Origin of the sequence: Tomitella fengzijianii (genome assembly GCF_007559025.1) — a bacterium.
In the GTDB taxonomy this organism is placed as follows: domain Bacteria; phylum Actinomycetota; class Actinomycetes; order Mycobacteriales; family Mycobacteriaceae; genus Tomitella; species Tomitella fengzijianii.
Genome location: NZ_CP041765.1, coordinates 2,620,084 through 2,635,122, shown reverse-complemented (window position 1 = coordinate 2,635,122; position 15,039 = coordinate 2,620,084). Strand labels below are relative to the sequence as shown.

Sequence of the window (15,039 nt, the reverse complement as noted above, 5' to 3'; positions counted from 1 at the left end):
GTGATGCTCAATCCGTGACAGGTATCCAGGTCGCGGATCAGGGATTCATCGCCGCCCCGGCGCACGACGCGGCCGTCTCGGTACGCAACGCGCGCAGCTGGCGGCGTTGGTGGCCGGATCTGCAGCTCCAGGTCCGGGAGGACCGCGGCGACAAGGGCGTCCGCTGGACCGTCGCCGGGCCACTCGAGGGGACGATGGAGGTGTGGCTCGAGCCGGCGCTCGACGGCGTCGTGCTCCACTATTTTCTGCATGCCGAGGCGATGCGGCCGTCGGCCCCCGCCGGCGGCCTGGCGGCGGAGAACCGTCGTCGCAGGGTCGCCGGGAGACGGATGATGTTCGAGATCAAGTCGATCCTCGAAGCGGGCAGGGCTGCGGGGGAGCCGCCGGGGCATCGCACGGCAAGGTAGATTCCAGCCGGATCGGCAGCATCCGGGCGGCAGCGACTTCGGAGTGGCCGACGATGATTCCGGACGGCCCGCGGTTCGGCACCGCGGCGGCGGGAGCCGTGGCTGCGGGAGCCGATGGAGAGGAAACGTTTCTGACGATGGCAGACAGTACGAGCGGTGCGATCACCGTGGCTGAGTCGCCGGGCGTGGTGATGGCGACCATCGCCGATCTCGCCGCCTACCCGGAATGGGTGTCGGCAGTGACGTCGGTCGAGGTCCTGGAGACCGGCGACGACGGCCGCATCCACACGGCGCGGTTCGTGATGGATGCCGGGATGGTCAAGGACACCTACGTGCTGGCCTACGATTGGGCCGCTGACGGCATGTCGGTGAGCTGGGAACTCGTCGAGGGACAACTGCAGAAGTCGCAGCACGGCTCCTACGTTCTGACGCCCCGCGACGGCGGGACCGAGGTGGTGTACGAGCTGGCGGTAGACCTGCACATTCCGATGATCGGACTGCTCAAGCGCAAAGCGGAGAAGGTCATCATCAACACGGCGCTGGGCGAATTGAAGAAGCGGGTGGAGGCCTGAGCGAGCACGACGTCGCAAAGACCCGGCTGCATTTCGTGGTCGGGAAAGGCGGCGTGGGCAAGTCGACCATCGCCTCCGCGTCGGCGGTGGCGGCCGCGCGCGCGGGCGAGCGGGTGCTGGTGACATCCCTGGACGAGGCCCACTCGCTGCGGGACGTGTTCGGTGCCGATTGCTGCGGCGCGCCCCTGCAGTCCGACAGCGGCGAGTCCGACGCCGGCGAGTCCGGCGCCGCGGGGGTCGACGTCCTCCCCGGGAGCGGGCCGACCGCGGCAACGGGCGGCGGCTCACTCGAGCTCCGTGAGCTGGACACCGTGGAGCTCGCGGCGCGCAGGTGGAGGTCGTTGGTCGGAACGGTGACCGGCGCCCGGATCGCGGCGACGGCGGGGGAGCTGTTGCCGGAGGAACTCACCATCGTGCCGGGCGTGCAGGAATTCCTGGGTATGGCTGAGATCGCGGAGCTCGCCGGTAGCGGCCGCTGGGACCGGGTGGTGATCGATTGTCCGCCCACGGGGGCGGCCTTGCGGATGTTCGAGACGCCGTCGGCTCTGGGTGCGTACCTCGAGAGGCTCTGGCCGAGGCACCGACGCCTGGGCCGGATCCCGTCGTCGGCCCGCATGCTTGCGGCGGTGGGTGCCGCAGAGCAGCTCGACGCTTCGGCTTCGCGCATCGATTCTCTCGTGGGCGATCCTGCGCGCAGCGCAGTGACGGTGGTCACGGCGCCCGGTGCGGTGGCCACCGCGGAGACCCGCCGCATACTCACAGCCTTGGCGCTGGCGGGGCCGCCGATGCATTCCGTGGTGATCAACCGTTCCCGCAGCGCGGACGAGGCGGAGGCCTACGAAGGCGTCCGCGTCGTGCGGGTACCCGAGGCGGAGGACGAGCCTGTCGGCGTGGAGGCGCTCGCGCGGCTCTCCGGCGCACTGGGGGCCCTGGACGTGCACGCCGGCCCGGCACCGGATGCCGGCGGCGCCACCGCGATCGGTGAGCGAGGCGGGTGCGCGCCGGCGACAAGCGTGCGCCTCGAGTCGGGATCAGGCCTCGAATCGGTGTACGCGCTGTCGGTGCGGCTGCCGTTCGCCGACACGGTGCAGGCGGGCAGGGCCGGCGACGACCTGATCCTGACGGCCGGCGGCGTGCGGCGGCGCGTGCCGCTGGCGCCGGTGCTGCGCAGGTGCGCGGTGCAGGACGGCGCACTGGGTGACGGCGTCCTGCGCATCCGTTTCCGGCCGGACCCTGAGGTGTGGCCGCTGTGACCGAGTCCGAGTACAGCACCCGGGGCCACGGTGCCGAGGGTGCGGCCGCACAGATCAGCGACGAGGTGCGTGAGGCGCTCGCCTCGTTCCTCGGGGCGGTGACGCCGTTGGTGGCGCAGATCTCGCCGGGGCCCGGCGCGCCCGAGGCGACATGCACCTGGTGTCCGCTCTGTGCGCTCGTCGCGCTGTCGAAGGGCGAGCAGCACCCGCTGCTGACGGCACTGGGAACGCAGGGGGTCGCCCTGCTGACCGCGTTGCGCGACCTCCTCGCCGATTCGCTCAGAAATCACGACGCCGCAGATCACGACGCTGCGAATTACGGCACCACAGGTCACGGCACCACAGGTCACGGCGCCGCAGGTCACGACGCCGCCAGCGACGGCGCGGCGGCCGGCCGGCAGGCGCAGGGTGGAACGGACGACACGGGTGCGCCGGAGGAGGAGCCGGCGCGCCGCGCGCCGCGCTTCGAGCCCATCGCGGTCACGGTCGAGGCGCCCCCGGGTGAGGGGATGACGTGAGCGATCCGGACCTCGACACCGAATCCGGCGACGCGCACGGCGCCGGACCGGGCCAGGCCGCCGGGTTGGACCATGCGATCGGAATCGACATCGGCGGCACCAACCTGCGCGCAGCAGTGGTGGACCCGACGGGCGCCGTCGTCGACGCGGTCTCGGTGGACACGCCCACCGATGCCGGCGCACTCGACGAGGCGCTCGTCGATGTGATCGGGGAACTGTCCGGGCGGCATGCGGTTTCCGCGGTGGGGCTGGCTGTGGCGGGCTTCGTCTCCCGAGATCAGCAGACGGTGCGGTTCGCGCCGCACCTGCCCTGGCGGGATGCGGCGGTGCCGGCCCGGATCTCGCCCCGCGTAGGCCTGCCGGTCTTCCTGGAGCACGACGCGAACTCGGCCGCGTGGGGCGAGGCGCGTTTCGGGCCCGCGGGGGCGGGGGAGAACGTCGCCGTACTGGCCATCGGTACCGGGATCGGCGCCGCACTGCTCGTCGACGGCCGTCTCTACCGGGGCTCCAACGGCGTGGCCCCGGAGCTGGGGCACCTGCAGGTGGTTCCCGGGGGCCGCCAGTGCGCGTGCGGCAAGTCGGGGTGCTTCGAGCGGTACTGCAGCGGGACGGCGCTGGCCGCGACGGCCGCGGAGCTGCTGGCCGCGGAGCCGGGCAGGCCGTCGGAGCTTCGGCGCGCCCCCGACGGCGTGACCGGTGCGGCTGTTGCCGATGCCGCGGCCGCCGGGGACCCGGTGGCACTCGAGACGATGGCGGACTTCGCGTACTGGCTGGGGATGGGCCTGTCGATCGTGGCGGACGTCTTCGATCCGGACCTGATCGTCGTCGCGGGCGGCGTCGCCACTTCAGCGCCGCTGTTCCTCGACGACGCGCGCCGGGTGTATGCGGGGCTCGTCACCGGGGCGGGGCACAGGCGACTCGCGCGCATCAGACGCAGCGAGCTCGGAGTCGCGGCGGCGATGGTCGGCGCCGCCGAGCTGGCGCGCCGGAACGCCGCGGCGTCGGGGACGGACCGGATCGGCGGCGGGGGGGCCGAAGCGCCATGATGTGGCGCACAATGGGGGCGTCGACGGGTGTGTTCCGCCGCATGTCGGTGGGCCCCGCGCTCTGCGGGCCGCGGCGGTGCCTCTGTGGTGACGTGCACCGCAGCTCGGTAGAGTATCCGGGGGCCATCGAGGTCGGGCGATCAGGCAAACGGAGGAGTGGCGCATGTGGTATTGGCTGTTCAAGCAGATCTTGATCGGTCCACTGCTGCGCGTGCTCGGACGTCCCCGCATCGAGGGCCTGGAGAATATCCCCGTGGACGGCCCGGCGATCCTGGCGAGCAACCACCTGGCGGTGGTGGACTCGCTGTACCTGCCGCTGATGGTGCCGCGCAGGATCACCTTCCTGGCCAAGAGCGAATACTTCACCACCCCCGGGCTCAAGGGGCGCCTCAACCGGTTCTTCTACTCGGCGTCCGGCCAGGTGCCCATCGACCGCAGGGGCGGCAAGGCCGCGCAGGCCGCGCTGCGCACCGCCAGTCGCGTGTTGGAGGAGGGCAAGCTGCTGGGCCTGTACCCGGAGGGCACGCGATCACCGGACGGGCGGCTGTACAAGGGAAAGACCGGGATCGCGCGCATGGCGCTCGAGTGCGGGGTTCCGGTGATCCCCGTGGCCATGATGGGCACGAACATCATGAATCCCATCGGCTCGAAGAGCTACCGGCCCACCAAGATCACGGTACGGGTGGGCGCGCCGCTGGACTTCAGCCGCTACGAGGGGCTGGGGGGCAGCAGGTTCATCGAGCGGGCCGTGACGGACGAGATCATGTACGCGCTGATGAACCTCTCCGAGCAGGAGTACGTCGACATCTACGCCGCCAGCTTGAAGGACGGCGGCCCGGCGCCGGTCGGCGGAACCGGTGCACACGATGCGCGCGTGGCCGCCCTGCACCCCCGCATCCCGGATACCGAAGCGAGCTGACCCGGCGCCCGGTGGGCGAGGCGCGCCACTATTGTGAGTGGGTGCGCTACTTCTACGACTGCGAGTTCATCGAGGATGGCACCACCATCGAGCTGGTGTCCATCGGGGTGGTGGCGGAGGACGGCCGCGAGTTCTACGCGGTGTCCACGGAATTCGATCCGACGCGCGCCGGCCGATGGGTGCGGGCGAACGTCCTCGACAAGCTTCCGTCGCCGTCGTCGAAGGCCTACGGTTCCCGCAGCCGCATCCGGGAGGACCTCGCCGGGTTTCTGCTGGAGGGGCGCGACCCGCAGCGCGTCCGCCCCGGCGAGATCGAGCTCTGGGCCTGGGTGGGCGCCTACGACCACGTCGTGCTGTGTCAGTTGTGGGGCGACATGACGGCGCTCCCGCGGTACATGCCGCGCTTCACCCGCGAGCTCAAGCAGCGGTGGCAGGACTGCGGGAGCCCCGTGCTGCCGCCCGCACCCGGCGACGCGCACGACGCGCTGGCCGACGCCCGGCACAACCTGGCCAAGTTCCGCGCCATCGAGGCGTCCCGGGCGGGCGGTCATCCGACAGGCGCCGCGCTCGGGTGAGTTTCCGGGTTTCTGAGGGCCTCGCATGCGCCCCGCTTCCGTAGCCGCATAGGCTGGGGGAGTGAACTGGACTGTCGACGTGCCCATCGACCTGTTGCCCGATCTCCCTCCGCTGCCGCAGAGCATGCGCGAGCAGCTGGACGCGGCGCTGGCCAGGCCGGCCGCCCAGCAGCCCGGGTGGGACCCGGACCACGCGCGGGCCATGCGCACCGTGCTGGAATCGGTGCCGCCCATCACGGTTCCCGCAGAGGTGCAATCGCTGCAGGACAAGCTCGCGGAGGTGGCGCGGGGCGAGGCGTTCCTGCTGCAGGGCGGCGACTGCGCGGAGACCTTCGCGGACAACACCGAGCCGCACATCAGGGGCAATATCCGCACGCTGCTGCAGATGGCCGTGGTGCTCACCTACGGCGCGAGCATGCCGGTGGTCAAGATCGCCCGCGTGGCCGGGCAGTACGCCAAGCCGAGATCGGCCAATACCGACGCACTGGGTCTGCTGTCCTACCGCGGCGACATGGTCAATGGATTCGCGCCGGACGCGGCCGCGCGCGTGCACGACCCGTCCCGCCTGGTGCGCGCGTACGCCAACGCGGCCGCCGCGATGAACCTGGTGCGGTCCGTGACCAGCTCGGGCATGGCGGACCTCCGCAAGGTACATGACTGGAACCAGGAATTCGTCCGGACCTCGCCGGCCGGCGCCCGGTACGAGGCGCTGGCGGGGGAGATCGACCGCGGTCTGCGGTTCATGGACGCCTGCCGGGTCACCGATCCCGCGCTGTACAGCTCGGACATCTACGCCAGCCACGAGGCGCTCGTCCTCGACTACGAGCGCGCCATGCTGCGGCTGGACACGGAGACCTCGGAGCAGCCTCGCCTCTACGACCTGTCCGCGCATTTCCTGTGGATCGGCGAGCGCACGCGCGGCCTCGACGACGCGCACATCGCCTTCGCGGAGCTGCTGTCGAACCCCATCGGGGTGAAGATCGGGCCCGGCACCACGCCGGAAATGGCGGCCGAGTACGTCGAGCGGCTGGACCCGGACAACCGGCCCGGCCGCCTCACGCTGGTATCCCGCATGAGCAACGCCAAGGTGCGCGACGTCCTTCCGGCGATCGTCGAGAAGGTCGAATCGACCGGCCACCAGGTGATCTGGCAGTGCGACCCGATGCACGGGAACACCCACGAGTCCTCCACCGGCTACAAGACCCGCGATTTCGATCGGATCGTCGACGAGGTTCAGGGGTTCTTCGAGGTGCACAACCGGCTGGGCACGCACCCGGGCGGCATCCACATCGAGTTGACCGGCGAGGACGTCACCGAGTGCCTCGGCGGCGCTCAGGCGATCTCCGACATGGACCTGGGCGGTCGCTACGAGACGGCGTGCGACCCGCGGCTGAACACGCAGCAGTCGCTGGAGCTCGCGTTCCTGGTGGCGGAGATGCTGCGCGGCTGACCTGCCGCGCAGGCCCGCCGCCCGCCGTCAAGGCACGGCGGTGACGGTGACCGTCGCGCCCGGCTCTATGTGGGTGCCGGAGGACGGCGACTGCGCGATGACGAGCGAGTTGTCCGAGTCGAGGAGCTGACGCACACGCGCGTCGACTCCGAGGCCGGCCAGCGTCGATCGGGCGGAGCCCACCGTGTCGCCGACGAGATTCGGTACGACGGTGGTGTCGGAGACGTAGACCGTCACCTGCGCGTGTGCGGGATCGACCCGCTCGCCCGCGGCGGGCGCGGTCTTCCCGACGGTCCCCGCGCGCGCGTCGGTGCCGGACACCGTGCCGCCGTCGACCATTTCTATGCCGGCGTCCGCGAGAGCGGACCGTGCGGCCGCGGGCGACTTGCCGGACACGTCGGGGACGGAGATGGCGTTCGAGACGATCAGGGTGACGCGGCTGTCGGCGTCGACGACCTTGCCGCGGGCGGGGTCGGTTCCGGAGACCCGGCCCCCGTCGACGCCGGGATCGAAGGCGGTCCGCTGCCCGCCGACGCGCAGATGCGTGTCGGCGAGCAGCTTCGTCGCCTCCTCCGGAGTCTTGCCGGCGACGTCGGGGATGTGGACGGGCGGCGGCCCCTTGCTCGCCGTGACAGTGACCGCGGAGCCCACGGGGACCACGGTGCCGGGCCCGGGGTCGATGCGGATCACGTGGTCGGCGGCGACGGTGACGCTGTACTCGTCCGAGCCCCGGGTGGGCTCGAGGGATCGTTCCTTCAGCTGCGCCATGACGGCGTCGAAGGTCGATTTCCCGGTGATCTGCGGGATCGACGGCCGTCCGAGCGACACGCTGACGGTGATCGTCGACCCGCGGTTCACGCGGGTGCCGCCGGAGGGGTTGATGCCCAGCACCTGGTCGACTGGGGCGGTGTCCGAGTAGACGCCGCGCACCTCCGGGTCCAGGTCCGCATCCTGCACGGCGGCGAGCACGGCCGCCTTGTCCATGCCCGCGGTGGCGGGCACGGTGGTCAGCCGCCCGGAACCGAACCACCATCCGGCCACGCCCAGAAGGATCGCGAGCACCGCGATCAGGGCCGCCCATACGGTGGCCGACCGGCGGGAGCGGCGCCGCTGGTGGGTGGCCGTGTCGTCATAAGGCCGCTCCGTCGCCGCGGCCGCGTCGCCGGGGGCGGCGTCGTGCTGTTGCCCGTACTCGCCGCCCACGCCGTCCACGCCGTCGGCACCATCGGCACGCGGGTGCATCGCGGTGTACCGGCGGGTCTCGGACGGCCCGTCGCCGCCCGGCGCCCAGGGCTCAGGTGCGGCCATTCCTGCGTCGGCAGCGGCAGCGGCGGCCGCACCCGCGGCACCCGCGGCACCCGCGGCACCCGCGGCGGCCGCCCCGGCCGGCAGGACGGTGGTCGAGTCGGAGCCGCCGTCCGCGTCGTGGTCCGGGCGTGCGGCGCTCAGGGCGGTCGTCGCCTCCTCCGGCTGCGGCCGCGGCGGCGGCACCACCATCGAGCGATGCTGCGCGGAGTTGCGCGGTGCGGGGACGCGGAAGCGGGGCAGGTGCAGGCGGGTGGCGACCGAATCTAGCGCCGCGCCCATCTGCGCGGCATCCTGGAACCGGTCGGCCGGGTCGCGCTCGGTGGCGCGGCGCACCAACTGATCGAACTCGCGCGGGACGCCTGCGATCACGCTTCCGGGTGGTGGCACGTCCTCTTCGATGCGCCGGTAGGCGACGGCGAGGTTCGTGTCGCCGGTGAACGGCGTGCGCCCCGTCAGCATCTCGAAAAGCAGCACGCCCATCGCATAGACGTCGGAGGCAGGCCCGGCGTGCCCGGTGCTGACCTGTTCCGGGGCCAGGTACGCGGCCGTGCCGAGCATGACGCTGCTGGACGTCGAGTTGGTGCCGGCCACGGCGCGCACCAGCCCGAAGTCCGCCAGCTTGACGTCGCCGTCGTCGGAGATCAGCACGTTCTCGGGCTTGACGTCCCGATGGACCAGGCCGGCGCGGTGCGCCGCCGCAAGTGCGGTGAGGGCGGGCCGCGATACGGCCGCGGCCGCGTGCGGGGGCATGGGGCCGCGCTCGCGGAGGAGCTCGCGCAGCGTACCGCCCCGCACCAGCTCCATCACCAGGAAAGCGTGATCGCCGTCGATTCCCTGGTCGTAGACCGAGACCAGCCCGGGGTCCTTGAGACCGGCCACCGACCGGGCCTCGAACTCGAAGCGGGACACGAACGCCGGGTCCGCAGCGAATTCGGCGTGCATCACCTTGACCGCCACCTGCCGACCCAGGCGCTGGTCGGTCCCGCGGAACACGGTGGACATCCCGCCGCGCGCGATCGGCGCCTCGATGAGGTAGCGGTTGTCGAGCACCGCGCCGACGAGCCGACTGACTCTAGGGCTCAAGTAGTGCACCTCCTGGATCCGGACCGGCCAACCATGTTATCCGTTACTCGGCATGCGGGATGATCCGCTACGCCGGGGGCGGGCCCGGGTGCGGTCCGGGCCATACCGCTACCGTGGTGGTGTGAGCACCTTTCCCGTCTGTGAAGACCTGCTGGACGAGTCGGTGGAGCTGCTGCAGTTGCCGGATGTGGCCAAACTGCTGTCGGTTCCCGTGACCCATACCCACGAGATGCTGCGCAGGCACGAGTTCATCGCGATCCGCCGCCACGGGGTCGTCGGCGTGCCTGCCGGGTTCCTGACCGACGACGGGCAGGGAGGAAAGGTCGTCCGGTCGCTTCCCGGAACCATCGCCCTGCTGCGGGACGGCGGCTATTCGGATGGTGAGATCCTGCGCTGGCTGTTCACGGACGACCCGTCGCTGCCCGGCCGGCCCGCCGACGTGCTGAGGGGAGATCATGCCCGGGAGGTGGTGCGCCGGGCGCAGGCGATGGCGTTCTGACCGGCGTGGGGGAACCGGTCGCCGTCGGCTCCGGGCGGCAGGCGGCGCGAGCGGCCAGGAGGCACCGACGCGCGGGGTGCACGACGGTCCTCCTGTCGAACACGCGGTAGCCGCCGCGTTCGATGGAGGTGAGGATCTCCGCGTACACGGCGGTGGCGGCCCGGACGCACATCCGCTGCCGCGTAGCCAACATCGCGGCACCGGGCTCCGCCCGCCGGTAGTGATCGCGTGCGCGCTCGGCGAAGTGTGCCAGTGCGGCGCGCACCGCCGCGTCGGGGCGCCCCGAGCGCCGCGTTTCGAAGAGGCGGTCGGCGTCCACCCCGAACTCCGCGAACTCGTCGAGCGGCAGGTAGATCCTGCCCCGGTCGAGATCCTCGCCGACGTCCCGCAGGAAGTTCGTCAATTGGAAGGCGCACCCCAGGGCGGCCGCGGGTTCGGCCGCCTCCGGGCCGGCGCCGAGCACGGGGAGCATCTGCAACCCGATCACGGCTGCGGAGCCGTGCATGTACGTCTCCAACATCGCCATCGTGGGGTAGTGGGCGACATGCTCGTCCGTGCCGGGGATGTCCATCCGCATCGATCCGAGGAACGCGGAGAACAGTGCCGGGTCGATCCGGTAGGCGCGGGCAGTGTTGAGGAAGGCCGCCGACACCCTGCCGTCCACGTGCGGAATGCCCACCGTCGCGCAGGCGTCGTCGGACCGGGTCAGGGCGTCGGTGATCGCCGTGTCGATGGCCTCGAGGCGGGCCGACAGCTGCGCGGGGCGGACGCCGGCCTGAGGCAGGTCCACCAGGTCGTCGACGCCGCGCGCGAAAGCGTAGAGCGCGCTGACGGCCGGGCGCCGCCGCGGCGGGAGCATGCGCGCGGCCAGATGGTAGCTCTTGCCGTGGGCGGCCGCGATTCTGCGGCAGTGGGCGTAGGAGCTGCGCAGGGTCGGTTCCCCGGCGGCGATGCCGGCGGCGCGCAGGGTGTCGTCGAGCACGGGATCAGCCGTCCCCACCGCGGGCGACGCCGGCGACGGGCGCCCCGCCCTGGCCCCGCAGGAACCCGCGCAGCCGGAGCGGATCCTCGCGGTGCAGCGCGATCGCGGCCACTGCGGCGCAGCCGGCGGCCAGGAGCACGTGGTACCACTGGTACATCCCGATGGAGCCGTCGGGCCGGAAGATCAGCATGGTGAACACGCTGAACGCGGCCACCATCGACATCGCCCGCCCGGAGACGACGAGGCCGGAGGCCACCGCGAGCGGCCAGGTGTAGTACCAGGGCAGCGTGGCCGGGGAGAGCACGACCACGGCGATCATCGAGTACAGGACGCCGTGCATGGCCTCATGGACGGAGTTGCGGAAGCGGGCGACGACCAGCACGACGATCACCACCAGCGCCGCTTCGCCGATCAGCCGCGCGATCTCCAGTACCGGGGCGAGCCCGACGCCCGTGAACCAGGACGTGGCGACGGTGTACAGCTGCGCGCTCGCGGTCGGCAGGGAAAGCCAGTTGATGATCTTGTTCGCGCCGGACAGCGCCGTCATCCAGCCCACCCCGATGCCCGCGGCGAGTGTGGCCGCCGCGAACACGGCGGCGAACACCAGTACCGACGGGACGGCGGTGCGCAGGAACTCGGGGAACCACCGCGGCTGCTCGGCGTCGCGCTCGCGGTCCTCGCGCCGGTGTCGCATCCAGATCCACACCATGAACGGCAGTGCGGCGCCGGCGGTGGCCTTCACCGTGACGGCGAGGGAGATCACCGCGATGCCCAGCAGGTGCTTGCGTTCGAGCACCGCGACGATGCCGGCGGTGAGCAGCGCGACCATCAGCAGCTCGTTGTGCACCCCGCCGATGAGGTGCACGAGCACCAAGGGGTTCAGGACGGCCACCCACATGGCTATGGCGGGCGACCCGCCCAGGTTGCGCGCCATCCGCGGTATCGCCCACAGCAGCAGCGCAAGGCCGGGCAGCATCACCAGGCGCAGCGCCATGGTCCCGGTGACCACGTTGTCGCCGGTGATCATGGTGACGCCGCGGGCGATCAGGATGAACGCGGGCCCGTACGGCGCGGTGGTCGTCGTCCACACCGTGCTGACGTTGTCCAGCAGCGGCCCGGGATTGACCGCAGGGCCCACGTCGTACGGGTCGAAGCCGTCCCGGAGCAAAGCCCCCTGCGCCAGGTACGAGTACGCGTCGCGACTGAAAAGCGGCACGGAGAACAGCATCGGCACGGCCCACGCCACCGCGAGGCCGCCGAGCTGCGCCGGGGTGAATCCGCCGGCTCGCACCGCCCGGCCGATCCGCACCCAGGAATAGAACATGAGCACGAGACCGATGTAGACGAGCGCACCGGCGACGATCTTCCCGTGCCCGTAGCGCAGCCAGGAGAGGAAGACCGTGTCGAGCAGCGGGTCCTGCCTGCGCAGTGCACCCGATCCGAATCCGCCGAACACCATCAGGACGACGCCGAGGAAACCCGGCCAAGCCATGCGTCCGGGGCCGTGGACGACGAATGCCGCGGCCTGCCGCACACGCTCCGCGACGGTGGGTGCGGCGCCGGCCGCCGGGGCCTGGCCGGGCGCGGCGGTCTCCGGCGCCCGGGCCGAAGGGTGCGATGTCAGGGGGCGCGGGTTCATCAGCGCTGATCAGCCCCCTGTGTGCCCCCCGGTGCGGGGTCCGGGGCGGATGGACGTGAGCGGCTCACATTACCGGAGCGGTCTTCGGCGCCTTCCGGGTGCATCCGGCGGCGCGACGAGCCGCCGATGATCCTCTCGGCCGCCAGGCGCCCGGAGATGAGCGCCGTGGGCACGCCCACCCCGGGGTTGGTGCCGCATCCGGCGAGCACGGTGTTCTCGAGCCCGCGCACCAGGTTGGGGCGCCGGAACGGTCCGGTCTGCCGGAAGGTGTGCGCCGCGGAGAACGGGCTGCCCGCGCCCATTCCCTGTGCCGCCCAGGTGGCAGGGGTGAACACATGGTCCACGCGCAGCCCGCGGGCCGGATCGGAGATGCCGGTGTACCCGCGCCGCTCGAGGACGGCGAGGATGTCGCCGGCGTACGACGGTCCCAGCTCGTCCCACGGCAGAGGTGCGCTGTGCAGGTTGGGGCACGGCGCCAGGACCGACATCAGCTCCCGGGGGCCGGCGGCGGTTTCCGCGTCCAGGCCGGGGTCGGTCAGCCCCGGCCTGGTCAGCAGGAAGGACGGGTCGGCCATCAGCGAACCGCGTCCGGGGCGCGCGCAAATCTGCGCGAACGTCTCCTCCCACGCGCCGCCGAAGTCGATCGTGTGATGGTGCGGGCGGTCCCAGGCGTCGGCGACCGGACCGGCGGTGCCGCGGGGGATCGTGCCGTGCAGCACCACGGCCGACGGCGACCAGCGCGTCCGGCGGAACCGCCCGCCGGCGAGCGCGTGGTGGCGCGGCGCCCCCGCGGAGGCGAGCAGCGCGTCGGTCACCGGCAGGTCCGGTGTCATCACCAGTGCGTCGCAGTCATGGATGCGGCCGTCGGAGGTGAGCACCGCGTGGGCGCGGCCGTCCGCGATGTCCACCGAGCGTGCCTGTGCGCAGTACTCGATGGCCCCGCCCGCTCGGATGACGGCGTCGGCGAGCGTCCGTGACACCGCGTGCATGCCGCCCTGGGGGAAGTACACGCCCAGCGAGGTGTCCATGTGCGGGATCGCGCCGTACACCGCCAACGCCTGGCGGGGGGCGAGACCGGCGTACAGCGACTGGAAGGTGAACACCCTCCGCAGGCGCGGGTCGCGGATGTGGCGGGCGACGCGTGGGCCCAGCCGGCCGAACCCGCCGAGCGCCGTCACCCGGGCCAGGTCCGCGAGCGCACCGGGCGAGCCGACGAGGTCCAGGGGGGAGTCGAAGGAGGAGTCGAGGAAGCGGTCGAACTCCGCGGTGAACATGCGCTCGAGCCACGCGCGCAGCCGGAGGTAGCCCTCGGCCTCGGCGGCGCCGAACACGCGGGCGACCTCCTCCGTCATCGCCTCGGGGTCGCTGTGCACGTCGAAGACCGTCCCGTCGGTGAAACGGGCGCGGTAGGCGGGGGTGAGGCGGGTCAGGCGCAGTGGTGGTGAGGCGTCGGCGCGTGTCATTCCGACGGCGGCGAGCGCGTCGTCGATCAGCTCGGGCATCGTGAGCACGGTGGCGCCGGAATCGGCGCGGTAGCCGGGGCCGTCGAGGACCCCCATCCGGCCGCCGGGCGCGGCGTCGCGCTCGAGGACGGTGACCTGCCGTCCCGCGCCGAGCAGGTGCAGCGCCGCGCACAACCCGGACAGCCCGGCTCCGACCACCACGATCCGGGTGGACGGGCCGACGACGGTGCGCATCACAGGCGCCGGTGCGCGGCGGCGGTGATCATCGACCGGAGGAGGAGCGCACCGTCCCCGGTGGCGCCGCTGCCGTCCAGCGCGGCGTGCGCGCGGTCGGTCAGCTCGGCGATCATGCGCTCCACCTCGTCGACAGCCCCGAGCCCCGAGATCATCTCACGCAGTCCCGCCACCTGCGCATGGGTCAGATCGGTGCCGATGCTGCTGCGCAGCAGCGCTGCGGAGTCCGGATCGGCGGAGTCCGCCTCGGCGAGCGCGAGCGCGAGCAGCACCGTGCGCTTGCCCTCGCGCAGATCGTCGCCGGACGGTTTTCCGGTGACGGCGGGGTCTCCGAAGACTCCGAGCAGGTCGTCGCGCAACTGGAAGGCGATCCCGAGGTCGATGCCGAGGCCGCCGAAGACGTCGAGCATCTCCGCGTCGGCGTCGGCGGCGCTCGCGCCCAACTGCAGCGGGCGCTCCACCGTGTAGGCGGCGGTCTTGAACCGGTTCACGCGCATCGCCGCGTCGAAGGACTCGTCACCGCGCGACTCGGTGATGACATCGAGCAGCTGGCCGCCCAGCACCTCGGTGCGCATTGCGGACCACATCGGTGAGATCCGCGCGTGGGCGTCGGACGGCAGGCCGCTTTCGCGCAGCATGTCGTCCGCCCACGCGAGTGCGAGGTCGCCGAGCAGCACCGCCACACCCGCGCCGAAATGATCGGAGTCGCCGGTCCAGCCGACGGCCCGATGGCGCCGGGCCACGTCGACGTGCACGGTCGGATGGCCTCGGCGGGTATCGGACGAGTCGATGAAGTCGTCGTGGATCAGGGCGCACGCCTGCACGAGCTCGAGAGCCGAGCACGCCCGGAGCATGGCGTCGGCCCTGTCGCCGGTGGCGTCCCCGCCGGCGCAGAGCCAGCCTGTCCACGCGAACAGTGGGCGCATGCGCTTGCCTCCGCGCAGCACGAACTCCTCGAGAAGCTCCGCCGCCTCGGCGAACTCGGCGCCGACGCCGGCGACGACGGGACGGCGCGACGCGAAGAAATCGCGGAGCGCGGCATCGACCGCATCGCGCACCGCCGCGCCCTCGTTCGCTTGCGCGGCGGGGGA

At 72.1% G+C, this 15,039-nt stretch carries 14 protein-coding genes; 9 read left to right on the top strand and 5 right to left on the bottom strand.

Going from position 1 to position 15,039, the window contains the following annotated elements; all coding sequences use genetic code 11:
* Positions 1-14 precede the first annotated feature (14 nt).
* The 8 genes from FO059_RS11920 (at position 15) to FO059_RS11885 (ending at position 6,740) form a co-directional block, all read left to right on the top strand.
* Positions 15-407 (top strand): polyketide cyclase / dehydrase and lipid transport, encoded by a 393-nt coding sequence (locus tag FO059_RS11920; RefSeq protein ID WP_199256990.1) that lies wholly within the window; start codon positions 15-17, stop codon positions 405-407.
* A gap of 137 nt (positions 408-544) precedes the next feature.
* Positions 545-979, top strand: coding sequence for an SRPBCC family protein (locus FO059_RS11915; RefSeq protein ID WP_143909025.1), 435 nt, complete (start codon positions 545-547; stop codon positions 977-979).
* 35 nt (positions 980-1,014) lie between these two features.
* Positions 1,015-2,232 carry an ArsA family ATPase gene (locus FO059_RS11910; RefSeq protein WP_158726375.1) on the top strand — a complete coding sequence of 406 codons (1,218 nt, stop codon included), beginning with the start codon at positions 1,015-1,017 and terminating at the stop codon, positions 2,230-2,232.
* Positions 2,229-2,750, top strand: a complete 522-nt coding sequence (locus FO059_RS11905; protein ID WP_143909021.1) for a hypothetical protein — start codon at positions 2,229-2,231, stop codon at positions 2,748-2,750. The genes FO059_RS11910 and FO059_RS11905 overlap by 4 nt, the downstream gene beginning before the upstream one ends.
* A gap of 65 nt (positions 2,751-2,815) precedes the next feature.
* Positions 2,816-3,796: an ROK family protein gene (locus FO059_RS11900; protein WP_143910708.1), complete on the top strand. Its 981-nt coding sequence runs from the start codon at positions 2,816-2,818 to the stop codon at positions 3,794-3,796.
* Between the two features lie 163 nt (positions 3,797-3,959).
* Positions 3,960-4,715 (top strand): lysophospholipid acyltransferase family protein, encoded by a 756-nt coding sequence (locus FO059_RS11895; protein WP_143909019.1) that lies wholly within the window; start codon positions 3,960-3,962, stop codon positions 4,713-4,715.
* Positions 4,716-4,756: 41 nt separating this feature from the next.
* On the top strand, positions 4,757-5,290 hold the full coding sequence (locus FO059_RS11890) for a polyadenylate-specific 3'-exoribonuclease AS (protein ID WP_143909017.1): 534 nt from the start codon (positions 4,757-4,759) through the stop codon (positions 5,288-5,290).
* Positions 5,291-5,351: 61 nt separating this feature from the next.
* A complete protein-coding gene (locus FO059_RS11885; protein ID WP_143909016.1) occupies positions 5,352-6,740 on the top strand; it encodes a class II 3-deoxy-7-phosphoheptulonate synthase in 1,389 nt (462 codons plus the stop codon).
* A 27-nt stretch (positions 6,741-6,767) separates the two neighbouring features.
* Here FO059_RS11885 and FO059_RS11880 read toward each other — a convergent pair whose 3' ends face one another.
* Positions 6,768-9,131, bottom strand: a complete 2,364-nt coding sequence (locus FO059_RS11880; RefSeq protein ID WP_233266705.1) for a Stk1 family PASTA domain-containing Ser/Thr kinase — start codon at positions 9,129-9,131, stop codon at positions 6,768-6,770.
* 121 nt (positions 9,132-9,252) lie between these two features.
* Between FO059_RS11880 and FO059_RS11875 the strand changes: the two genes are divergently transcribed.
* The gene (locus FO059_RS11875) at positions 9,253-9,630 is read left to right on the top strand and encodes an Rv2175c family DNA-binding protein (protein ID WP_143909014.1); all 378 of its coding nucleotides are present in this window, start codon (positions 9,253-9,255) and stop codon (positions 9,628-9,630) included.
* Here the strand turns inward: FO059_RS11875 and FO059_RS11870 are convergent.
* Genes FO059_RS11870 through FO059_RS11855 form a run of 4 tightly spaced genes read right to left on the bottom strand, consistent with a single transcriptional unit; the run spans position 9,533 to position 15,006 of the window.
* A complete protein-coding gene (locus FO059_RS11870; RefSeq protein ID WP_233266704.1) occupies positions 9,533-10,612 on the bottom strand; it encodes a phytoene/squalene synthase family protein in 1,080 nt (359 codons plus the stop codon). The two genes, FO059_RS11875 and FO059_RS11870, sit on opposite strands and share 98 nt — an antisense overlap.
* A 4-nt stretch (positions 10,613-10,616) precedes the next feature.
* Positions 10,617-12,251: an alpha-(1->6)-mannopyranosyltransferase A gene (locus FO059_RS11865; protein WP_199256989.1), complete on the bottom strand. Its 1,635-nt coding sequence runs from the start codon at positions 12,249-12,251 to the stop codon at positions 10,617-10,619.
* Positions 12,251-13,948 carry a phytoene desaturase family protein gene (crtI, locus tag FO059_RS11860; protein WP_143909012.1) on the bottom strand — a complete coding sequence of 566 codons (1,698 nt, stop codon included), beginning with the start codon at positions 13,946-13,948 and terminating at the stop codon, positions 12,251-12,253. Before crtI ends, FO059_RS11865 begins: the two co-directional genes overlap by 1 nt.
* Positions 13,948-15,006 (bottom strand): polyprenyl synthetase family protein, encoded by a 1,059-nt coding sequence (locus FO059_RS11855; protein WP_233266703.1) that lies wholly within the window; start codon positions 15,004-15,006, stop codon positions 13,948-13,950. Before FO059_RS11855 ends, crtI begins: the two co-directional genes overlap by 1 nt.
* Positions 15,007-15,039: the final 33 nt, after the last annotated feature.

Coding starts and splice junctions, on each gene's coding strand:
- FO059_RS11915 (WP_143909025.1), top strand. CDS start 545: ATGGCAGACAGTACGAGCGGTGCGATCACCGTGGCTGAGTCGCCGGGC.
- FO059_RS11895 (WP_143909019.1), top strand. CDS start 3,960: ATGTGGTATTGGCTGTTCAAGCAGATCTTGATCGGTCCACTGCTGCGC.
- FO059_RS11865 (WP_199256989.1), bottom strand. CDS start 12,251: ATGAACCCGCGCCCCCTGACATCGCACCCTTCGGCCCGGGCGCCGGAG.
- crtI (WP_143909012.1), bottom strand. CDS start 13,948: ATGCGCACCGTCGTCGGCCCGTCCACCCGGATCGTGGTGGTCGGAGCC.